Here is a 22,226-nt window from a genome sequence, read left to right as displayed (position 1 = left end):
TATACAAAAGGCAGTAGGCCTTTATTTTTTTTGCTTTTTTTGAACTTACATATAGTAGAGCGTACAAAAAAGGCGTAGAAATTGGATTTCTACACCTTCTATGAATCTTTTGTCTACAGTCTGAGACCTCCTAAAAAGGAGATCTTTTAAAGTTTTATTCAGCTGTTTCCAATTTGTCCAACGTTTTAGAGCTGAACCATAAGATCAAGCCTAATGCGATAACGATTGCCGCTAAAATACCATAACCCATTTGGAATCTTGCTGGATCACTCGTTTTTAGTAGTGAGTAAACCGCTGGGTAGATCATATTTGAGAAGAAGACGGCGATCGGCCAGAAGCCTAGCAATAAGCCCATCAATTTCGCTGGTGATAATTTTGCGATAAATGAGTTGCCTAGTGGTGAGAAGATCATTTCGCCGACAGACATCAAGAAGCTGACCATTGCTAACCATAAGACTGAAGCAGCACCGTTACCCACGATATCGGCTAAGACCATTACAAGATAAGACACACCCACAAGCATCATGCCAAGAGCGGTTTTCTTGAACATACTCATGTCCCCTTTAGGACGAGCAGCTAATTTGGTCCATAATTTCCCTAAGATCGGACCTAAGATGATACAAGTCAATGCATTCATTGAATCAAAGTAAGAAGTTGGCACTTTGAAGCTACCGACTAACCAGTTTGCCCGATTTAAGAAAGCAGCGCCATCGCCATAACCGAAGTAGTAGTAAGCTGGCATATACGCTAAGTACCAAACCATCCAAAAGACCACTGAAAATGCAGTTACTAAAATAATAGCTAAAACACGTTTTTTGTCGCCAGCAGTCAATGGAGCGTTTTCTGCGCCATCGGCTTTTTTACCAGCTGATTCAAATTTACGTTGGTCAACTTTAAATGGTTGTTTCCCAGCATCGCCTAATGAACGGCTGTTGGCAATAAACCAGATCGCATCTAAGAACAATAATAGCGCACAAACTAAGAAGACAAAGTTAAACCCAAATTTTGGAATCAATAAGACTAAAAATGTGGTTCCGATAAATGAACCGATGTTAACGAATGAGTACTGCACAGAGAACGCTTCGTTCAATTCTTTTTCATTACTGAACAACAGTGCATTGACCCCAGATAAGTTCCCTTTGAAAAGCCCAGTACCGACCGAAACTAAAATAATCATTGCCCAAACCATACCGATCGAATGTGCTTGCCAAGTGAACAAATACCCGATTCCCATCAAAATCATTCCAACCGCTACACTGAGTCTTGGACTGATCCAATAATCGGCTAACCAACCACCGACAACGGGCGTGATGTACGTTAACGCAACAAAAGTAGCTGACATTGAAGCAGCTTTCACGTCCGTAAGTCCTAATCCGCCTTTACCAACTGTTGTTGCAATCCAAATCGCCAACATATACTTAACCGTATAAAAGGCACAACGTTCAAAAGAGAATCCTAATGAACAGACGTAAAAACCAAAAGGCTTCTTCGCTTTAACAGGAGTTGTTTCCATGATGTTCCCTCTTTCTGTATTTAATTGTCAAAGTGTCAATTTACCAATTCGCAAGTTGTGACTTGCTATAAAACGGCGGGGAAAAAGCAGTGAACTGCTTTTTCCGTGACCGGTTTAATCATGTTCGTCTAACCACTTCGTCAAAAGCGCGATGTATTTATCTTTTTCTTCGACAAATGGCATGTGGCGGCTATGAGCAAATAATTCCCATTGAGCTCCGGGAATGCCATCATACATCGTTTTTGCAACAAGTGGCGTCGAAAGATCGTTGGTCCCACTGGTAACCAGTGTTGGGATCTTGATCTCAGGTAGCTGAGCGGTATATTCATAATCTTTCAGCGTACCCATTGGTGAATACTCATTTGGTCCCCAAGCTGCCAGATAACTTTCAGTCCCGGCAACTTTTTTACGCCGGAGCGGTTCTGGCGACTCTTCAGTCGGAACGGCGGCTGCATGGCGAACCATATAACGATCATTAGCAGCTAAATAGGCCGGATCATCATAATTCCCCGTCGCTTCTGCTTTTTGGATCGCGGCTTGATCCTCTTCTGACATGAATTTGATCATGCGATGTTGTTCTTGCGCCCACAATTTAGCCGAAGACAGCGTTGACGACAAGACCATACTTTTAATCCCTTTTGGTGCATAATCACAGACATAGATCAGCTCTAACATCCCACCCCAAGATTGACCTAAAAGATGAACTTCATCTAATCCTAAGTGTTCTCTTAGTGCAATCAATTCATTGACCCACGTTTCTTTGGTCCACAAGCTAGGATTTGATGGAACGGCTGACTTGCCGCACCCTAATTGATCATACATGATCAATTGGCGACCAGACGCTGCCATTTCATCCAACACTTCAAAATAGTTGTGGGTGGAACCAGGGCCGCCATGAAGTAAGATCAACGGTTTTTTATTGTCCGTCGCTTCGCCTACGATCCGGTAATACGTTTGATAATCTAAATAAGGCATGTACCCTTCTTCGATTTTCATCACGAGGCCTCCTAGCCGATTACTTCTAAATCTTTTGGATAGTGATTCAAGTTTTCGTAGCCATCTTCAGTCACGATCACTAGATCTTCAATCCGCACGCCAACTTCGCCTGGTACATAAACGCCAGGTTCGATTGAAAAGACATTGCCCACGACTGCTTTTTGTTCATTCGAACCAGAAACATCACCAAACTCGTGGCATTCGATCCCGATGAAATGACCTAAGCGGTGAGTGAAGTATTCGCCGTAGCCTTTTTCCGTAATGTAATCACGGGCAGCTGCATCGATATCAGACAATTTCACGCCAGGTTTCACGGCTGCGATCGCCCGTTCTTGCGCTTCTAAGACGATATTGTAGATCTCACGGCCTTTATCAGAGACTTCTTTATAAAAGACCGTCCGCGTCATATCTGAGCAATACGAATCTTTGACGCCCCCGATATCTAAGATCACGCTGTCGCCAGGTGAAACAGTTGAATCATCCGTCTCATGATGTGGGTCGGCAGCATTTTTCCCGTAGCCGATGATCGGATCAAATGAAAAACCGCTATTGCCTAACTCTTTGTAGATCTCGCCTAATTTAGCTGCCATCTCTTGTTCAGTCAATTCTTCTGGTAATAATTTTTTCAAACGATCAATGGCGATCTCGTTGTCTTTTGAAGCAGCGCGCAACAATTCCAACTCTTCATCGTCTTTGACTGCTCGCACGTTGTCAGTGATCAATGAGCCATTTTTCAATTTCGCATCTGGGACTAATTCCAATAAATGCAATAAGAAATGAGCTGGCCAATTTTTATCGATCCCGATCGGTTTAGCTGGATCAACGTATTCTAAAACCTTCGCTACTGCATCATCCGTGTCATCGATAAAGACTTTTTCGACGCCTAGATCTTCTTCGATCGGGAACAATTTATTGACGATCAATGTATTTTTATTTTCCGGGGTGATCACTAAGACCAACAAACGTTCACCGGGATGAATCCAACGACCCGTCAAATAAAAAATCGTAGCTGGATCAGAAACGAGTAGCTGACCGTAATCTTGCTCTTTCATTTGCTCAATGACTTTTTTTACGCGATTTTCTTTCAAACTTTTCACTCCTTCAAAATAAATTTGCCCACAGGCTATTAAAAACAGTAGACTCACTGTTAATAATCATTCACAGAGATTTTTCTTCGCTAAAAATCAAACAACTGTTCAGTTCTTCACTTATCACAGTGTCTTAAAATAACCATAAATTACAGAATATTTCAAGCCGTTTTTAGAAAAAAATGTTTTTTATCGAAGTTATCCGCTTCCATAATTCTACTACATCCAGTTAGGAAATTAAATATCTCTTCGTTCATTTCTCTAAAAATAAAGCAGAAACTTTTTTGTTTTGATAAAAAGGGTTCAAAGAAAATAAAAAAAGATTTTACTCAGGTCCAGCCTGCAGCAAAATCTTTTTAGTCGTTCTTATCTATCCGACCTGGAAAAAATAGTTTTTATAACGTGATGTTTTGTCCTAGCCCTTTCGTAAGCGCTTGTTTTGTGATTGCTTGGGCAACTGCCACATCTAATACAGCGCTGCCCACCGTTTTGAAGATGGTGATTGCGTCTTTGCTTTTTCGTCCTGCGACTTTTCCTAAGACTAATTCTCCCAACTCACCGGTAATATCACTTTTTTTGATCAAACCTTTTTGGAGCGGCTGGATAAAATCACCGGCTTCTGCCCAAACACCTTCATACGTATCAAAAAAAATCGTTGCAGCTCGTTGGATGATCTCAGCGGGAAGCTCGACCATCTCAGGTGTAAAAGCGCCGACACCATTGATATGCGCACCGGGTTTCACCCACTCAGCTGAAAAAGTTGCTTGTTTTGCCGTCGTGACACTCGTGATGATGTCAGCTCCTTCCACACAGACTTGGCTTGTCGAGGCTGTCACTAATTTGGCACGGACTTTTGATTGTTGCTGGGTGACAAACTCGGCAGCTCGAGCTAGATCTTGATCATAGACGCGAATTTCGTCTAAAGCCCGCACTGTATCCATCGCTAAGAGTTGCGTTGCAGCTTGTCCGCCCGTTCCGATCAACGCGGCGATTTTAGCATCTTGGCGCGCTAATAGATCCGTTGCGGCTCCTTGGACTGCACCAGTCCTAAGCTGCGTCAAATACGTTCCTTCCAAGATGGCGGACACGATCCCGGTAGCTGGATCTAGGACCACCATCGTCGCTGGCACACTGGGGAGTCCTTTTTGAATATTTTCTGGGTAGACCGAAATGATCTTGACGCCTAACGCTGGCTCAGTTCCCCCGACATAAGCAGGCATGCATAAGCTCGTATTGTCCGTTTCCGGTAAGGCTAGATTCGTTCGTAATGGAACTGCTGTTTTTCCAGCTGAATAATTCGCCAAGGCTTGTTTGTCGATTTCGATCGCTTCTTGCATCGACAGTGCTTGTTCCAATTCCTTTTTAGTTAAGATCAGCATCTGTTCACTTTCCTTTCAACGCTCGTTGTCGTCTCCGATAAGCAAAAAAACAACGAGGCGATAACTCATACCCCACGGTGATCCCAATGGAGATGGCAATGGCGATCTTCAAAACTTGGACGCCCACTTGAGCGGCTTTGATAGAATCCCCAATAAAAAAATTATACGTAAAATTATAGATCCCCATCCCGGGAACGAGGCAGAAGATCCCGCAGATCAAAAAAATCGTTACAGGCGCTCGTAATGCATACGCCGCTTCTCTTGATAAATAAATCAACGCCAAAGAAGCCACAAAGGTTGCCGAGATCGGCGCCACCCAAAAATGCATGATCACTAAATAAATAAACCAGCCGCATGCGCCGATCAAGCCGCAATAAATATAATGCCGCTTTGGTACTTCAAATAAGATCGCAAATGAAATCGTACCTAAAAAACCAGCGATCACTTGATAAAAAATCGACACCTCAAAACCTCCTATAACAACTCAAAGATCCGCAAAACAAGTCCGACCCCCACGGACACACAGAGTGCAGTGATCAGCGCATTGATCATCTGACTCCAGCCTGAGTTGTAATCCTCGTCAAATAAATAACGAATCCCATTGACGATAGGAACACCTGGCAGAAGCGAGATGATCCCACCCGTCACTAAACTCGTCAGTTGCAGCACGGGAAACAAACGAACTAACACACAAGCTAAAACACTCACTAACATACTGCTGGTGATGTTGATGATGATCTTAGACATATTAAGATGGGGGACTAAATAAAGCGTGTATAGAGCTAGCACTACACCTAAAAATAACGCGCCTATCGAATCCCAGATCGTTCCCCCAAAGACATAACAAAAACTAGCACTCCCAAACGCATACGCGAAGATCTTTAACGGATCAGAAGCAAAACTTTCTTGTTTGATTGCCGCTAATTCAGCTTTTGCTTCTTCAGGGGTCACTTTCTTTTCAGTGATCTTTCGGGACAAACTGTTGATTTTATCGATCCGACCTAAAATGATCGGTGAGATCGGGATATCTTTGACTTTAGCTTGAACGACTTCATCATTGCAGCGGGCAGTCATAAAAATTCCATTGATCAGCACAAAACTATTAAAATCTTTTAGCTCAAAAGCTTTCGCTACTAATCGGATCGTGGATTCGATCCGTTTGATCTCTGCGCCATTTTCTAACATCGTCTCTGCGATATCATAGATCAGATCAAAACGAGCTTCTTCTCTCATGTCAACCTCCTGCTGCCTAACTCTTTGATCGGCACAGCTTAAATTTTGCTGATCTCTCAGCGCTTGGCGGCAAAAAGAGCTGCGACTGGGGCAGCCCTTTTCGATCAAACACCGACAATCAGAAAGACAGCTGACCGCAACGATGTTCATTAATTTTTAGCTTTTATAATTCGATCAGATCATGAGGGATGCTGATCATATTTTCATACCCGTCTTTTGTGATCAACACTTGGTCTTCGATCCGAACACCACCCCAATCAGGGATGTAGATCCCCGGTTCGATCGTCATGACATTGCCTTCCACTAACACATCATCATACTGTTCAGCTAAATAAGGCAGCTCATGAACGAATAAACCGATCGAATGACCAATATTACCATACGTATACGGAATGTATTCCGTGTCTTTCAACGGCTCCAAGGAAGCGCGATACACATCACGAACTGGAACGCCTGCTTTCATGACCGCTTCGGAAGCTTCTAAGCTACGTTTTTCATATTCATAAACTTCTCGTTGCTTTTCGGTTGCTTTTCCGACGACGACCGTCCGCGTCATATCCGACATATAGCCATTGAACTGACAGCCAAAGTCCATTAAAACAAAATCACCGTATTCCACCGCTTTTTCTGACGGGATACCGTGTAGCAGTGACGTCCGCGCTCCTGAGATCAAGATATTGCCGTACGGTTGCGTATCAGCGCCTTCTTGGACCATATATAAAGAAAGCTTCGCGGCTAATTCTTTTTCTGTCATCCCCACACGGATGTCTTTTAAGATGCGGTTGAAAGCGCGACATGAGATCTCACACGCATTGCGCATATACGCGATTTCTTGAGGGGATTTGACTGCCCGCATCTTATCGATCACGCCACCTGCTAAAACGAGTTCGGCTTTGACTTTTTGTTGGAAATCGTCATACATGTCATATGTTAAGTAATCGGCTTCAAATGCGATCGACTTCAAGTTATGCTCGTCAGCTAAACGCGCCACTGTATCCCCGACAGTGCGACCTGGCAAACGCCAATTGATGATCTCGTAATCGGGCACTTCTTGCTCAGCTTGTTCGGTATAACGCGGATCAGTTAAGAAATATAATCCTTCTTTTGTGAGCAAGATGAAAGAATCATCTCCTGTCCAGCCACTCGCAAAGCGGACATTGACGCGTTTTGCGATAAAAAAAGCATCCAATTTTTCTTTTTCCAAATACGCACGGATCTTTGTTTCGTTCATCATAGGTGTATCCCTTCTTTACAGTTATTTGATAGCTAGCAAATAGCCAGTTTCTTACCCTTAGAGTAGCAGTCCGCCTGCCTTTGGTCAAACCGTTTCCAAAAACTTTTTTTAACCGCGAGACTAAGCGTGGGAAAAAGACGATCAAAAGCCAAGTGAGCCCACTAAAAAGCCAAATCAAGTTAGCAAAAAAAGGCGCAATGAGTCCAGCGCGTGCCACCCGTTGTAAGATGACTTGCCACTCATCAGCTGAAAAATACGTTTGGAAGTAATACAAATTACCTAAAATTTGGCGGCGCAACTTACCTTTAAAAATGTGACGGATCAATTTTTTTAACGGCTGCTCGATCCTTTCATTGGTCAAATTGCCGCGGATCTGCAAAATTCGAGCTTGGCAAATCACAGCTTGGGCATTGTGATCTTGTTCATACGCTTTGATGATTCGTCTTTCTAAGGTCGGCAATTTTAATTCGACTAATTGTTTGATTGTTGGCATTTTTTTCACCCCTCATTACTATAAACGTAAAAAGATGAGAAAATTTAACCCTGCAAGACGATTTTTTTAAATTTTTTCAAGGCTGGTGTTAATTCATGGGCGGCTTGATAGACGAGTTGGACGTCATTGTAAATTTTTTCTTCAAAACGCAACAGCTTGAACCGACCGGCATTGCGCGGATGCTCCACTAACGCTCGCGGTAAAAAAGTAATTCCGATTTTTTCAGCGGTCAATTCCAATAAACTTTGCGAGTTGATACTTGTGACAAGCGGCCGCACTTGCATTTGCGCAACGCCTAAGTAACGATCCAACGCTTGGCGGATCGCACTGCCAGCGTCTCGCAATAAAAGCGGTTCATTTAAAAATTCCGCCACCGTGAGCTGCTTTTTAGCCGCTAAGGGATATGTCGCGGCCACCACGATGACCAGTTCGTAACGTTTGAATTTTTCACAGATCAAGGCCGGATCAGAAATTTTGCCTTCTAAAAGCGCCAAGTCCAATTCTTGCGCCTTTAAAGCGGTCACGATCGCTTCAGCGGTATCGGCTTGAACCGTCAATGTTTGACCGGTTGCTTGAAAATCTTTGATCATCGGTGCTAACCACAAATTGGCGACCGTTAAATTGACGCCAACTTTGATCGGTGCTTTGACATTCAAATATTCCGCAAACCGTTCCAACTCTTGGTACTCGCGCAAAAAATGTTGCGCTTTTTGTAAAAACTGCTTGCCAGCTGGATTGAGCTCCAACGCGCGCCCCGGTCGATCAAACAATCGAAGTCCGATTTCTTGTTCTAACTGTTGGATCGTTTGACTGACAGCCGGTTGTGAGATAAAAAGGTGCTTTGCCGCTTGGGAAATGTTTTCAGTTTGAGCGACGATAATAAAAATTTCTAATTGACGAATATTCATGTTGAGCTCCTCACTAATAAGTATTTACTTATCAAAACTATAAAATGATTATATTTCACTAATGGATTTTTGTCGCCTATACTGATAAGTGAGGAGGTGGCGCTTTGTCATCATTACTGCGTTTATTCGGCTACCAATTTTTCATCAGCGCATTTACTTTTGGCGGTGGGTACGTCACGATCCCGATGATGGAAAAATATTTCGTCAACCACGGCGACCTGACTGAAGAAGAATTACTCGATCTCTCCACGATCGCTCAAAGTTCCCCCGGTGCGATCGCGGTCAATTTGGCGGTCCTTGTCGGGCACAAACTCCACGGCAAAACTGGCGCGATCATCAGCGGGATCGCCGCGACCTTACCGTCATTGATCATTTTAACAGTCATTTCATTTGCTTATGAAGCCTTCCAAGCAAATCCCATCGTCCGCAAAGTGTTGAAAGGGATGGAAGCCGCGGTCGCCGCGATCATTGTCGATCTGGTCATCGACATGTTTTTACTTTTGAAACAAACTGAACGCAAATTATTGTGGCTGTTTCCTTTTTTCGCTTTTATCGCCAATGGGTTACTCGGACTGCATCCTTTATGGATCTTAGGGGCGACGATTTTAACGATGTTACTGTTAACGAAAAAAAAATCTGCTGATCAAGGAGGTCAACGATGAGTTATTGGCAATTGTTCGTCAGTTTTTTTCAGATTGGAATTCTCAGTATCGGCGGCGGGTATGCCACGTTGCCTTTGATCCAACAAGAGATCGTGCAACACCAAAAATGGCTCACACCTCAAGCCTTTAGTGATATTGTGACGATCTCGCAAATGACACCTGGACCGTTAGCAGTCAACAGCGCAACTTTTGTCGGCTTACAGCTCAGCGGGATCTTAGGTGCGGTCATCGCCACCTTTGCGTGTGTAATCTCCGGTTGTCTGATCTCACTAGCTCTTGCGCGGTTTTTTAACAATCAAAAAGATAGTGTCATGATCCAGCAAGTCTTTAGCGGATTAAAAGCCAGCACGATCGGTTTGATCGCCTCGGCTAGTTTGTCGATCGTGACCTTAGCCTTTGCGGGAGTCTTAAACTGGCAAGATGTGCGACACTTGCAACTGATTCCGATTTTATTATTTGCAGTTGCACTTATATTGTTACGGAAAAAATGGATCAGCCCGATCACCTTGCTGATCTTAGCAGGTGGCGTTGGCTTTTTACTTTATTGATCGCACCTTTTCGTAAAAGCCCACATTTTTTGAGGTCTTTTTTTGAAACTAGCTTGTATACTTAATTTGTAAACAAATACGAGCTAACTCTTCCCCCTGATCAGCTGCTCGTGTTATTCAGTCACTTTGACTGGATGACGTAACTAAAAACCGTCTCAAGCTAAAGTGCTTGAGACGGTTTTTGTCTAGTTAGCTAAGATCATTCATACCAAGCGATGCCTTCGTACTTCCAGCCGCTATTCGTTAGGTAATTTTTTTCGTTTAGCTCTTTCGTGTAATGATGACTACCGGCTTTGGCATTCGGATTGTACAAACGATAGATCGGTTTATTTTGTTGGGTAGCCGCATAAAAACTGATCCTCTCAATGCACCCAAACTCAGGCTGAAAAATTTAGTGGTAAAAAGGAACTGACAACTCAAAACGAGCTTGCAGCACTTAAGTCGCTGCAAGCTCGTTGTTTTCAAGCTAAGAACTTTTTATGAATGGATCGGATCTAAACGTTGGAACAACCGACTGATAGTCGTCAACGCTTCTGACAACGTTTTTTTCTGACGCACCAATTGGGTCAACGTATCAAACTCGGTTTCAGCGGGGCAACGGCTGATGACTTGCACCCCTAACAAACGCTGGTCGGTCGGTTCAAAAACCGTTTTGAGGGTCCCGCACCAACTCGCCTCTTTACCAAAGTGATAACTCGTCTGTTGCACCCCACTCATCCCGCGATAAGGGGCTAGATCTTGCGTGATACCATACGATGCTAAAAAGTGATCGAACACGTTGACGGTAAAGGGCGCTGCTTCTAATGTCAGCGACTCTTGGGCTAACAACAACTGAACGACTTTTTTCGCCGTCTGCAATTCCCAAGCGAGTGAAGGTAAATATTTGTTCGTCCCATCGGCTTCGCGAAAAGCGACGATGTCCCCGACAGCAAATAGATCCGGTTGACTCGTCTGAAAGGCTTCAGTCGTTTTCACCGTCAGATCATCATTTAAGTCCACTACGCCACGTAACAATTTCGTATTGGGAAAAGTCGGCGCAAAAGTTACGATACAATCAACGGGGATTCTTTCACAGCCCAAATCTAGCGCCGTGATCTGCTCACGATATGTCTGCGCTTGACAATATGTGGCTTGCGGATAATAGGCGATCCCTTGTTTTTCCAACAGCTGTTCAAATGGTGCGATCATCTCATGATCAAAAAATTGGAATAGCACACTATTGCGATAATGCAACAAGCTGACCTGTTTCCCTTGATCAACTAACTGACTCGCTAGTTGCAAACTAGTGGCGTCATAGCCTAAGATCGCGATGCGTTTAAACGGCGCGAATTTTTGCTGATTGAGTTGGTAATGCTCTTGGGCCCGGTATAAATACGCATTATGATAGCGGGAAAATTTTGACTGATGGGGCGTATATGAAGAACCAGTCGCCACCACCAATTGATCATAAGGCACTACGAGCTTTTGTTCTCCTTGCCAACAGATAAGGGTTTTGGTCGCAGGATCAATCTGTTTGACCTCGGTCTGCCAGAAAAAATCTAACTTCTTCAGTTCAGCTGGCAGCGGGAAAAATTCCCAGGCATTTTTTTCAGTATATTTTTTGCGTAGATCCTCCGCTTCGACTTGATCGATCACGATCACTTGGCGGGTCGGATCCCGCTGTTTCAATTGATCGGCAGTCACCAATCCACTCAACGAAGCGCCAATAATAATAGTGGTCATCTTTTTCACCTAATTTCTCAATTGATTGTATTGCAATAAAGTAACCTTAACATCAATCGGCGGGAAAAAATTACCAAGAATTCGATTTCAATGGATTATTTTTGATAAGTGCGCACTCGGATAATGACGTGCTACGCTTTTTCAGACCATGAAAAAAACCATATTCCGCAGAATATGGCTTTTCTCAGCATATTATAACAATTAAGGGAAGGGGGAACTCCCCTGTTGATAGTTTTATCTTAGCATGAAACCACTCTCATGTTAGATCAATTTTTGATAACCAAAAGTCGATTTCTGACACTTATCTTAAATGAAAGTCTTAAAAAAACTCATGATCTACTGGATTTTTTTATTTTATTTGAACAAAATAATTCTCGTTCCTCTTGCTTTGATCGGCCATTTTTTCAGCGACTTTAACGAACAAAACAAAATCGATTTTTTCGTCAAAATCATTTGAGAGTTTTTAGCGAAATGGCTTTTTACTTGCACTTTTTTAATAAAACGCATAGGGTAAATGTATGAAAAGAAATAGGAGGGTTTTAGAATGGACAAAAAAGCTGAAGAAAAGTTAGAACAACTTGGTGCCTTTGAGATTAGTAACCAGATGTTGACCTTGGCACAAAAAAATGAGAAAAGTAATATTTTCTTAAACGCTGGTCGGGGAAATCCGAACTGGATCAACACGAAAGCTCGAGCTGCTTTTAGTCGTTTGATGCTCTTTGGAATTGAAGAATCACAACGCACGATCCATGAAAGTGACCTTGCCGGTTATACCGAGCTTAACGGGATCCGCGAGCGTTTGGAAGCTTTCTTAGAACCTGACAAAAATCCCAGCGATCAGTTTTTGACAGACGTCTTAGCCTATGTCAAACAGCTGGGCTTGAATCAAGATGAAGTCGTGAAAGAATTGATCGATGGGATCATCGGTAATAACTACCCCGTTCCCAGCAGGATCTTGAAAAACGCCGAAGTGATCTTGAATCATTATTTACAATCTGTGCTCTATCACGGCGTGGAACTTGAAAAGCAAACTTCTTTGTTCGCAACAGAAGGCGGCACAGCGGCGATCGTCTATATTTTCAATTCATTGAAAGAAAATAAATTGATCAAACCCGGTGATAAGATCGCCATCAACACACCGATCTTCACGCCGTACTTACAAATTCCCGAATTGAATGATTATGAAATGGTCGAGATTGATCTACGTTCTAACGAAGAAAATAATTGGGAGATCAGCCCTCAAGCGATCGATCAATTACAAGATCCAGCGATCAAAGCCTTTTTCATCGTCAATCCGTCTAACCCTGGTTCAAAAGCCTTTGACCAAAAAGCCTTAGCAGAAATCAAAAAAGCCGTGGCTAAAAATCCTGATCTGATGATCATCACGGATGACGTCTATGGGACCTTTGTGGAAGACTTCCAAACGGTTTACAGTGTCGTGCCTCACAATACGCTGTTAGTCTACTCCTTTTCAAAACTATTTGGTGCTACCGGTTGGCGCTTAGGGTTGATCGGTGTCCACGATGACAATGTCTTTGACCGTTTGATCAAAAACTTAGCTGCCAAAGACCAACAAGCGCTTGCGAAACGGTATGATTTAGTCGTATTAGAACCTGAGAAAATGAAGTTCATCGATCGAATGGTCGCTGACAGTCGTTCGATCGGCTTGTACCATACGTCAGGACTTTCAACCCCGCAACAGATCATGGAAGTCTTGTTCGCGTTGACCCATCTCGTTGCTGGCAAGCAAGATGCTTATCTTGAAACATCTAAAAAAATCGTGGCTACCCGTTACGAAGATTTATTTGATAGTTTAGGATTACCAAAAGATGATAGTCCCGAAAATGCCAAATATTATTCGATCATCGATCTCTATCGTTTAGCTGAAGAACGCTACGGTAAAGACTTCCGCGAGTATTTGACGGATAATTTTGAACAGATCGACTTTTTATTGAACTTAGCGCAAAAAAATGGCATCGTCTTGATGGATGGTGTCGGTTTTGGAGCAGCTAGCGGCGATCTACGCGTCTCTGAAGCCAACTTACCGACAGAAGATTATCGGCTGATCGGTAGCCAAGTATTAGAATTACTCGCTGAATACCACCAAAAATTTGAAGCTCAAAAATAGGAGGTCTTTCAAATGAATGCAGTCATCAAGTTTCTGCTAGACACTCCGGTGGTAGCGATTTTCCTCTGTTTATGTTTGGGCTATTTACTGGGAAATGTCAAAATCAAAAGTTTTACGATTGGCTCGACAGTCGGGGTCTTAGTCATGGGACTACTCGTCGGCCAACTAGGAATCTTCAAGATTGATCCGATCATTAAAGATGTCTTCTTCGATCTTTTTATCTTTGCAATCGGTTATGAAGTCGGGCCCGCTTTTATTCGAAGCTTGAAAAAAACCGGACTCAAGATCGTCGTGCAAAGTATTTTCTTTGCCGCGATCGCTTTAGTCACCGCGCTGGGACTGTTCAAACTGTTCAAAGTCGGACCTGGTGAAGCAGCCGGGATCACAGCTGGTGCGTTGACCCAATCTGCTACGATCGGAACAGCCTCATCTGCGATTAGCGGACTCAACATCTCCAGTGCTGCTAAAAGTGCCTACACGTCAGAAGTCGCTATCGCCTACGCGTTGACCTATGTCTTCGGGACGGCCGGCGTGCTAGTTTTCTTGAAAAATATCGCACCAGTGATCTTACGCGTCAACTTAAAAGAAGAAACGAAAAAAATGATGGAATCGTTGAGCTTTAGCGGCGGAAAAACCGCAGCGGGCTTTTCATCCAACATCAATTTACGAGTCTTTCAAGTCGGACAGACCAGTCCTTTAGTCGGGCAAACGATCCAACAATTAGAACAGCGTTATCACGGTGATTTCGTCGTTGAAGAGATCGCGCGGGCTAAAAACGTCTTTGCCGCAACCAGTGATCAGACGATTCAAGCTAATGATGAATTGGCGATTGCCGGTGACGTCGCAGGATTTTTATCTTTGACCGAAAAAAATCCTGCCGTTACCGAAGTTGCTGATGCCGCCTTTCGCCAGATTCCGTTAAAGACTACTACGATCATGTTGACTGACGTATTCAGTTACCATGCGATTGAAGAATTGATGAAAAACGGCATCATGATCACAGAAGCTAAACGTGACGGATCTGAGATCAAAGATTTGACGACGTTACGCGTAGGCGATCGGCTCTCTTTACTGGGAACTAGCCGGGCCATTGAAGCGCTTTTGCCGAATTTAGGCTATGAAGTCACCGATGGTCCTGAAACGGATGTCAGCTTTCTATCTGTTGGGATCGTGTTAGGGATCTTGATCGGGAGCATCGTCATTCACGCCGGAAACATCCCGATCACTTTAGGAACCGGCGGTGGTGCGTTATTTGCCGGGCTATTTTTAGGCTGGTACCAAGACCGTCATGCTAATATCGGTGAAATCCCTGCCGCGACGCGTTGGTTTATGAAAAGTGTCGGCTTGAATCTATTTATCGCAGTCGTCGGGTTACAAGCAGGTGCGCAATTTGTGCCGGCGCTGGAAAAGATGGGCTGGTCAGTCTTACTGATCGGCGCGATCGTCTCCATCGTTCCGCATTTATTGACACTGCTCTTTGGGAAATTCGTCTTGAAATTAAATCCTATCGACAACATCGGTTCACTGACAGGAGCTGGGACGATCACAGCTGCCTTAAATGCGATCAATGAAGAAACCGGCAGTAGCTTGTTCGCCTTAAGTTATACCCCCGCCTATGCGGTCGGAAACATTTTGCTGACAGTCTTAGGACCATTAGTCGTGGCGTTATTGAGCTGATCGATACTATAAGTTTACAAAAAAATGAGCCTGACGTCCTGTTATGAAACGGACGTCAGGCTCATTTTTTGTTTTAACGCTTTACCACCGCGTACTGCGCCGCGGCAAATTTTCATTGTGATAGGGTTTGCTTTCTTCGGTGACACGCTCAGGCGAATCATCGGTATCGCGTTCCCACGGATAAAAACCGTCGTCGTCTTTTCCGTAGATCTCTTCGATTTGTTGTTCTTCTTTTTTTAAATCGCGGTGCTTTTTACTGAAGTGTACATACAAATACTGCCCGCCACTTAAGATCACAAACAGCATAAATAAAATTTTCGATAACGGAGAAACAGAAGCTCCGACGACGCATTGTGAGATAGCTGTGAACATTCACTCACCTCCTAACGATAGAAATAATTATAAAAGTTGACTAAGCCGCTCAAATAATGCTGTTGATCATCGTTGCGCATCCGGAATTTAGCATGACGCGCCATAAAACCATTGGCGATCTTATTCGGGGCTTTCATATACATCGCAAGTTCCGGATAATTGATCCCGGTATTGATCTCATGTAATGCGCGGGTGTAGGCAACTTCGCGAATATGCAAGTCTTGATCTTTGGTCAGACCAAGTTTATCTTCTAAGCCTTGTTCTTGTAATTTATCACACATCTTGATCGCGGCCATCACGAGTTCTAGCATCGTAGGATAAGCTGTATCGCGAAATTCGATAAAGTCTAAATTATCAAATGCATTGTGTAAGCCAAATTCATAATAACGTTCATCATCAGTGTACAACAAAATCTCATTCGTCGCATAACTCAACCAGTGATCATGATATTTTTGATACCCTTTTTCGATCAATTGATTGAACAAGCGCTGTGCCAATTCTAAATGTTCCGCTTTTTTCGTTTGTGCGTAAGCTCGCAATAATCCTAACACAGCTTCCCCATCGTAATAGACGATCTCAAATTGTTTTTTCACACTTAGATCTTCTGCTAAAATATGGGTCGTGTTCCCCAGGTCATCTACGTAATAATCAGCGATCGTTTGAATGAACCGTTCCATCGTTGGGACAAACTGGCGATCACCTGAAATCTCTGTATACTTAGCTAATGCGATCAACGCCATCGCTTGAGCCCCTAATTTCAAGGACAAACTCTCACGACCATTATCTTTAATAAATAAATGCCCGTCTTTTTCTAAAGTCAATTCATTCACTGCATAGTGCAATCCTTTTTCGATCCGCGCTAAGTCTTCCCCTAATGGCACTAAATGATCCGTCTCAAGCCAAGCATACAAACTGGATAAGTGACGAACCGAATTATAACCGGATAAAGCATAATCATAGGCCGGATAGTAACCATAATTGAACCGACCCGTAGAATCGATCTCTTTACGCAAATAGACTAACGCTTTTTTGATGATCGGCGGGATCACTTCAGGCAGATCTTGTTTTTCAACTTGCCGCAACCCACTTTGAAGTCCATCAGTTGCTAGCGTCAGCCATTGCCCGTCTTCATAGAAAAAGCCTTGGGTACTAAAAAAGTACAACGTGTCATGCGCACTTAAATCAAATGTTTGCTTTTGACCGGTCTTGCGATACAAGTAGCCTTCGATATTATGTTGGTCAAATGCCATCCGCGCTCCATTGACGCCTGGTTCATGGTCTTTGGCTGGTCGTAACAGCGCATTGCCTTGGATCTCTTCGGCTAAAAAGGCCAGTTGGAATTGATTGTCAAAAGCCACACCTTGCCGGAAATAATTATTCCGTTCGATGGCACGAATTTCAGCCACTGCTGCTTGCCGCTCTTTTTTTTCGATTTCTTTGACTAAATCGACGCGGACATACGTTGCATTTTTCAAAAAAGGCTGTAATTGAGTCTCAAGTTCGGCTAGAAGTGCCGGCAGGTCCGTCCCATTTTTTTGCCAAACTTGGGCGCGGGAATTACCTTCTGAGATAGAAACAAAGACACGTTTTTTCCACGTGCTCGTTGGGACAGCGGTCAGTTTTTCGATTAGGGATTGATCAGTTAATGAAATCATTCGTTCTCCTCACTTTATCGTTTATTCATTGCTACGTGACGTTTATTTGGCGATTTGGTAAACGTGGTGTCCGATCGGGGTCGGATTGTTACCGTAATGGGCGATCAAATCGATCCCGCTTTCGGCTTGCATTTGATAGGCGATCGCATTTGCTACGCGATGACCTGGCTTGATCTCGGCTTGACCGTCAAAATTCGGATCAGGTTGTGCTGCGATTGCTAACGAAACGGTTTTCCCATCGATCGTTTGATTGGCGACAAAACTTGACTTCCACGCATTTTCACAGCTGATACTTTGCGAACTCAAATTCGTCGTTTCATACCAAATGGCAAAAACTGGTTGCTGACCCGTTTCGTTGCCCGGTTCACCAGCCGGGATGAAACGAGCCGATGTGACTTGGATCTTCAAATCTGGGGTGGCGAGTTGATGATTTTTAAATTGGGCTTGTTCATATTTTTGCGAGATCGTCGTTGTTTCGGCTTCAGCAGGCTTTTGTTTACTCGTTTGATAGTTGATCAAATAAACAAACACCGAACCTAAGACTAATAGGGTCATAAAACCAAATAAGATCTTGCGCATGATTTTTTCCATCGTGTTCTCCCTTTCAGCTCATATATTTCATTGCTAACTATAAGGTAAAGGAAAAACGACGCGGAAACATATCAAAAAAACGCGCGTTCTAAGAATAGTTGACGAACTTTTTTTCCAGCAGCTGGTAAACTAAACGTATCAAAGAAAACTTCTCCCTTCTTTGATGAACGTTTATCATATGCTGAAAAAGCCCCGATCAAGTCGTGATTGATCGGGGCTTTTTCAATTTAGTCAGTTCCTTACGCGCTTAACTAAAGAAATAATTTTTTAGTTTGATATTGTGATCTAAGACGTGGTGTTCATCTTTTAAAGTAAAGCTATGCAGTTTATGATCGTAATCTAACTGCAAGTCTTCTCCTAGCTGCGCTTGGTCTTCCGGACACGTATAGACGGTAAAATCCGCATTTTTGATCCGTGCTTGATAGCGGTCCGTAAATTGATTCCGGACGATCAACGGTACGATTTGAAAAAAACTTCCTTTAGCACACGGGAAAACTTGAGTGTACGTATTTCGAGCAGCTAAAATAAACGCTTCACCTGCGCCGATTTTTTGTTGTAAAACCGCATTTGCTTGATTTGAAAGAGTCAATTCCATGATCAGTAGCTCCTTTTCTTCTATTATAATAGGGGAAATTAAAAATCAGTCATGTGAGAATATTTTTGATACAGTTTACCGGCGGGAACATTTTGTCGTTTGTCCCATGGTTTATGGCGTCCTGTGTAGTGGATAATGTAAGGCTGTTGCCGGGTCTCTGCATATTCTTTTTTACCTTTACGATTCGGATGGACCGTTTCATGGGCCAAAATATATTTTTGCGCATTCCATTTCGGATGGAGGGGCACCCAGCGGTCATGCAAGATCGCATTTAACGCATCTTGATCATGGAAGCGTAATTTCTCTGGATTTTGTTGGATATACTCAAACACTTGCTCCGTGATTCCTTCAGCTAACCACTGTTTGACATTGATCAGCATCAAACCCGAATTGAAATAGCGATTGGATTTTGCTTGGATCCCCATTTTTTCTAAGCGTTGATGGAAGCCAGCATCTTCTACTGCGGCCAACATTTGATCACCTAGTTCAGTCTCCCACAGTTCATCAATATCTTGTAACGCGATCATATCACAATCTAAATAAAGAATTTTATCCACGTCTTCTCCTCGGAACAGTTCAGGGATCTTAATACGGTAATAAGCCGTTTGCGGAATCCGTTCGCTGATCACGACATGATCAAACTCATGAGGATCGATTTTAAAAAAGGTCAACGTATGGCAAGCAGGATATTTACTGACTGTCGAACGTAGCAGTTCTTTACTTTCTGGCGCGATGTTGTCATCCACTACGTAAAACCGAAACGCACAGTCTTCTGCTGGACAATTGTCTAAGATCGAAACGAGTAACGCCGCTAAGTGCGGCACAAAATTCGTATTACAACTGGCAGCGATATGTATTTTTTTCATTAGTTAGCCCCCACTTTCACTGTTTGGATTTTAGCTAGACGCTTCAAATATTCCGCTTGATAGGGGTGATTTTTCAACGTGTTCCACGGTTTATCATGTCCGGTAAAATGGACGATCGCAGGTGCTTGACGGCCCGCAGCATAAAGCGCGGTGTAGTTTTTAGTCGGCGCTTCATAATAATCAAAGATCAAGGATGTCTGCATGTTCCATTTAGGATGCAGTGCTTGCCAATCTTCGTATAACACCGCATTTAATGCATCTTGGTCATGATAGATGATCTTATCGTCATGCTGATTCAAATAGTCCAACGTTTTTTGCGTGATGTCACGAGCTTGCCAGCGTTCTAAATCGATCACCATGACACCAGAGTTAAAATAATAATCTGCTGACTCGATCCCTAATCGTTCCAAAGCATAAGCTTGGCCCGGATCAATCACGGCTCCGATCGTTTTTTGCGCTAGATCAGTCATAAATAATTCACTGACATCTGCTAATACGAGCGCATCCGCATCGAGATAAAGCACTTTGCGATAACCTTTTTTCTTTAATAGCGGCGGTACCGAGATTCTGAGGTAAGCCGTTGTTGTAATATGATCACTGATCAAACAGTCATCATAGACTGCTTTATCGACTGTTAAAAAGTCCAATTGAACGTGTTCATTACTAGCGGCGATTTGAAGTAACCGTAATTTATTTTGGGCCGACAACTCGTCATCGATCACATAAATATCGAGGGGCAGCACCGTTTTTAAATTTTCTAACACCGAGCGCAACATGACCTCAGTGTAAGGAGCATAATCATTATTGGAAGCCGTCACGATTGGAATAGTAGGTACTAATTGATTTTTCGTCATAATTATCTCTCCTTTTCTTTGATTGTGACCACTATAAGCCCAAATAAATCTTTTTGCCAAATAATTTGCATAAAAGTAAAAAAAAATATTAAAAGAAGCAAAAATAAACCGTTTTAGTTTCAAACCTATAAGATTTGTGGTAAAGATAGAAGTGATAGCCAAATGGTTGGAGGGATTTTATGGAATTGATTGCCGTTGATTTAGATGGTACGTTGCTGAATTCAGCTGAACAAGTTTCACCGCAAAATATCAAAGCCTTACAAGCCTATCGCAAACAAGGCGGTCTAGTGACAGTCGTTACCGGCCGCTCGATCCGTTCGGTCAAAAAAATGTTATTAGACCTTGAGATCATGGACTATGCCTTGACGTCAAACGGTGCTTATATCGCTCAGATCACACCAGATTGCCAGATCAAAAAAATCAAAAGTTTCGCGTTAGCTACGTCCACTGCCCAAACCGTGTTAACTTTAACCAAGCAACACCGACTCACGACCATCGCCAGTGAAGAAACCCAAGATGTGCGGTTCGAATTTGCTAAGTATCCTCAGTTGCCGCTTGCGACTAAAGCCGCCACGTATTTGAAATTAGCCATCACCGATGCTGTGCCAGAAAAATTAGTCACCTTACAACAACAGTTAGCTAATGCTAAGATCAGCAGTGTTTTTTCAGCTAAACATTTTTTAGAAGTGACTGCAGAAAATGTTTCCAAAGCCAGTGCCTTACAAACATTAGCGCAACAGTTAGACCTTTCACCAAATCAAATCATGGCTTTTGGGGACCAACAAAACGACCTTGCCATGTTGCATTACAGTGGAACTAGTATCGCGATGGGCAATGCGACCCCCAGTGTGAAACGAGTCGCCGATCACGTGACCAAAACCAATGACGAGGCGGGCATCGCTTATTTTTTACAGCACTACCTGTAAAAATTTTATCCGCTAGTCTACAAAAAATACCGCACCAGCTCCGCTTAAAACGTGAAGTCGGTACGGTATTTTCATTTAGGCTAAAGCATTCGGACTGTTTAATTGCGGACCACGACCTTCATGGGCTAAGACCCAATCATCATTGTCCCACATCTCCGTTTTACGACGGCCGCGGAAATAATCCCAGCGTGAATCGATCTCAAGTTCGACGATGTCACCATTGCCTCCTAAGGTGACCCAGTTGTAGCTCCCATTGTGGTGACCAAACTTGATCCATTGCACCGGAAAGCTAAGCGGTTTTCCATCAATCAAAACTTCTCGGGTTTGATTTTCCAGTCGTAAGTAGGACAGACCCGCCGCATACTTCGGATCAAATCGTTGCCAAATTTCATTTGCTCGTGCTACAGCTGCATCTTCTCGTAAGAGTGAACCTGGATGAAGCGTGTGGTAAGCTTTTAAACTCACCAATTGTTTGTCAGCATATAATGCGGTGATCCGTGGCCCATTCAATTCAAACGCACCATCTTTTTGATAACGGTAAACGGCGATCGATTTTTGATTGCGTTTGCCTTGTGTCACACTGACTAGTTCATAATCAACCGGCATGGTGACAAAGGCTGCGATTTTTTGTTTAGCATCCATTTTTAGACACTCCTTTGATCACTAGTGTTGCAAAGAACTTCAAATCATTAAAAGCATTGCTATAAAGCTATTCATGCACAAAAAAATCCTTTATACTGTTCTCGGATGACTTATCCAAGACCAATAAAAAGGACTTACACATGG

The 22,226-nt window shown here is 43.2% G+C and carries 23 protein-coding genes; 5 read left to right on the top strand and 18 right to left on the bottom strand.

Annotated features, from left to right (window positions below; genetic code table 11):
- Nucleotides 1-154: 154 nt before the first annotated feature.
- The 9 genes from GVJ38_RS13150 to GVJ38_RS13110 form a co-directional block, all read right to left on the bottom strand.
- The gene (locus GVJ38_RS13150) at nucleotides 155-1,513 is read right to left on the bottom strand and encodes a peptide MFS transporter (protein ID WP_159723641.1); all 1,359 of its coding nucleotides are present in this window, start codon (nucleotides 1,511-1,513) and stop codon (nucleotides 155-157) included.
- A 114-nt stretch (nucleotides 1,514-1,627) separates the two neighbouring features.
- Nucleotides 1,628-2,509 (bottom strand): proline iminopeptidase, encoded by an 882-nt coding sequence (gene pepI, locus GVJ38_RS13145; RefSeq protein WP_159723639.1) that lies wholly within the window; start codon nucleotides 2,507-2,509, stop codon nucleotides 1,628-1,630.
- An 11-nt stretch (nucleotides 2,510-2,520) separates the two neighbouring features.
- Entirely contained in the window at nucleotides 2,521-3,606 is a 1,086-nt protein-coding gene (locus GVJ38_RS13140) for a M24 family metallopeptidase (RefSeq protein WP_235032903.1), read from the bottom strand.
- 386 nt (nucleotides 3,607-3,992) lie between these two features.
- Entirely contained in the window at nucleotides 3,993-4,976 is a 984-nt protein-coding gene (locus GVJ38_RS13135; RefSeq protein ID WP_159723635.1) for an ornithine cyclodeaminase family protein, read from the bottom strand.
- Between the two features lie 4 nt (nucleotides 4,977-4,980).
- Nucleotides 4,981-5,439, bottom strand: coding sequence for a threonine/serine exporter family protein (locus GVJ38_RS13130; RefSeq protein WP_159723633.1), 459 nt, complete (start codon nucleotides 5,437-5,439; stop codon nucleotides 4,981-4,983).
- 11 nt (nucleotides 5,440-5,450) lie between these two features.
- Nucleotides 5,451-6,209, bottom strand: coding sequence for a threonine/serine ThrE exporter family protein (locus tag GVJ38_RS13125; RefSeq protein ID WP_159723631.1), 759 nt, complete (start codon nucleotides 6,207-6,209; stop codon nucleotides 5,451-5,453).
- A gap of 163 nt (nucleotides 6,210-6,372) precedes the next feature.
- Nucleotides 6,373-7,443: a M24 family metallopeptidase gene (locus GVJ38_RS13120; RefSeq protein WP_159723629.1), complete on the bottom strand. Its 1,071-nt coding sequence runs from the start codon at nucleotides 7,441-7,443 to the stop codon at nucleotides 6,373-6,375.
- A complete protein-coding gene (locus tag GVJ38_RS13115; protein WP_159723627.1) occupies nucleotides 7,334-7,936 on the bottom strand; it encodes a hypothetical protein in 603 nt (200 codons plus the stop codon). Before GVJ38_RS13115 ends, GVJ38_RS13120 begins: the two co-directional genes overlap by 110 nt.
- Nucleotides 7,937-7,980: 44 nt before the next feature.
- A complete protein-coding gene (locus GVJ38_RS13110) occupies nucleotides 7,981-8,844 on the bottom strand; it encodes a LysR family transcriptional regulator (RefSeq protein ID WP_159723625.1) in 864 nt (287 codons plus the stop codon).
- Nucleotides 8,845-8,948: 104 nt separating this feature from the next.
- On the opposite strand from GVJ38_RS13110, the gene GVJ38_RS13105 reads away from it, so the two are divergent.
- Nucleotides 8,949-9,506, top strand: coding sequence for a chromate transporter (locus GVJ38_RS13105; RefSeq protein WP_159723623.1), 558 nt, complete (start codon nucleotides 8,949-8,951; stop codon nucleotides 9,504-9,506).
- Nucleotides 9,503-10,054 (top strand): chromate transporter, encoded by a 552-nt coding sequence (locus tag GVJ38_RS13100; protein ID WP_159723621.1) that lies wholly within the window; start codon nucleotides 9,503-9,505, stop codon nucleotides 10,052-10,054. Before GVJ38_RS13105 ends, GVJ38_RS13100 begins: the two co-directional genes overlap by 4 nt.
- A gap of 199 nt (nucleotides 10,055-10,253) precedes the next feature.
- Here GVJ38_RS13100 and GVJ38_RS14365 read toward each other — a convergent pair whose 3' ends face one another.
- Nucleotides 10,254-10,412 carry a hypothetical protein gene (locus GVJ38_RS14365; protein ID WP_442896069.1) on the bottom strand — a complete coding sequence of 53 codons (159 nt, stop codon included), beginning with the start codon at nucleotides 10,410-10,412 and terminating at the stop codon, nucleotides 10,254-10,256.
- Nucleotides 10,413-10,531: 119 nt separating this feature from the next.
- Entirely contained in the window at nucleotides 10,532-11,776 is a 1,245-nt protein-coding gene (locus GVJ38_RS13095) for an FAD-dependent oxidoreductase (protein WP_159723619.1), read from the bottom strand.
- Between the two features lie 544 nt (nucleotides 11,777-12,320).
- On the opposite strand from GVJ38_RS13095, the gene GVJ38_RS13090 reads away from it, so the two are divergent.
- Together GVJ38_RS13090 and aspT are read left to right on the top strand one after the other, a co-directional pair.
- Complete coding sequence (locus GVJ38_RS13090) at nucleotides 12,321-13,904, top strand: bifunctional aspartate transaminase/aspartate 4-decarboxylase (protein ID WP_159723617.1); 1,584 nt, start codon at nucleotides 12,321-12,323, stop codon at nucleotides 13,902-13,904.
- Between the two features lie 12 nt (nucleotides 13,905-13,916).
- Nucleotides 13,917-15,581 carry an aspartate-alanine antiporter gene (aspT, locus tag GVJ38_RS13085; RefSeq protein ID WP_159723615.1) on the top strand — a complete coding sequence of 555 codons (1,665 nt, stop codon included), beginning with the start codon at nucleotides 13,917-13,919 and terminating at the stop codon, nucleotides 15,579-15,581.
- Between the two features lie 81 nt (nucleotides 15,582-15,662).
- On the opposite strand, the gene GVJ38_RS13080 is transcribed toward aspT, so the two are convergent.
- The 6 genes from GVJ38_RS13080 to GVJ38_RS13055 all read right to left on the bottom strand — a co-directional run bounded on the left by GVJ38_RS13080 (nucleotide 15,663) and on the right by GVJ38_RS13055 (nucleotide 20,514).
- Nucleotides 15,663-15,953: a hypothetical protein gene (locus GVJ38_RS13080; RefSeq protein ID WP_159723613.1), complete on the bottom strand. Its 291-nt coding sequence runs from the start codon at nucleotides 15,951-15,953 to the stop codon at nucleotides 15,663-15,665.
- A gap of 11 nt (nucleotides 15,954-15,964) precedes the next feature.
- Nucleotides 15,965-17,608: a hypothetical protein gene (locus GVJ38_RS13075; protein WP_159723611.1), complete on the bottom strand. Its 1,644-nt coding sequence runs from the start codon at nucleotides 17,606-17,608 to the stop codon at nucleotides 15,965-15,967.
- Nucleotides 17,609-17,650: 42 nt separating this feature from the next.
- The gene (locus GVJ38_RS13070) at nucleotides 17,651-18,199 is read right to left on the bottom strand and encodes a DUF5067 domain-containing protein (protein WP_159723609.1); all 549 of its coding nucleotides are present in this window, start codon (nucleotides 18,197-18,199) and stop codon (nucleotides 17,651-17,653) included.
- 247 nt (nucleotides 18,200-18,446) lie between these two features.
- Nucleotides 18,447-18,794 carry an iron-sulfur cluster biosynthesis family protein gene (locus GVJ38_RS13065; RefSeq protein ID WP_159723607.1) on the bottom strand — a complete coding sequence of 116 codons (348 nt, stop codon included), beginning with the start codon at nucleotides 18,792-18,794 and terminating at the stop codon, nucleotides 18,447-18,449.
- A gap of 38 nt (nucleotides 18,795-18,832) precedes the next feature.
- Nucleotides 18,833-19,660 carry a glycosyltransferase family 8 protein gene (locus tag GVJ38_RS13060; protein WP_159723606.1) on the bottom strand — a complete coding sequence of 276 codons (828 nt, stop codon included), beginning with the start codon at nucleotides 19,658-19,660 and terminating at the stop codon, nucleotides 18,833-18,835.
- A complete protein-coding gene (locus GVJ38_RS13055) occupies nucleotides 19,660-20,514 on the bottom strand; it encodes a glycosyltransferase family 8 protein (RefSeq protein WP_159723605.1) in 855 nt (284 codons plus the stop codon). Before GVJ38_RS13055 ends, GVJ38_RS13060 begins: the two co-directional genes overlap by 1 nt.
- 179 nt (nucleotides 20,515-20,693) lie before the next feature.
- Here GVJ38_RS13055 and GVJ38_RS13050 point away from each other — a divergent pair, with 179 nt between their 5' ends.
- A complete protein-coding gene (locus GVJ38_RS13050; protein ID WP_159723604.1) occupies nucleotides 20,694-21,440 on the top strand; it encodes a Cof-type HAD-IIB family hydrolase in 747 nt (248 codons plus the stop codon).
- Between the two features lie 75 nt (nucleotides 21,441-21,515).
- Here GVJ38_RS13050 and GVJ38_RS13045 read toward each other — a convergent pair whose 3' ends face one another.
- Nucleotides 21,516-22,082 (bottom strand): hypothetical protein, encoded by a 567-nt coding sequence (locus GVJ38_RS13045; protein ID WP_159723603.1) that lies wholly within the window; start codon nucleotides 22,080-22,082, stop codon nucleotides 21,516-21,518.
- Nucleotides 22,083-22,226 lie beyond the last annotated feature (144 nt).

Origin of the sequence: Enterococcus sp. CSURQ0835 (genome assembly GCF_902706605.1) — a bacterium.
Taxonomy (GTDB): domain Bacteria; phylum Bacillota; class Bacilli; order Lactobacillales; family Enterococcaceae; genus Enterococcus_A.
The sequence above is the reverse complement of the archived record's forward strand: the minus strand, read 5'-3'. Positions and strand labels throughout refer to the sequence as shown.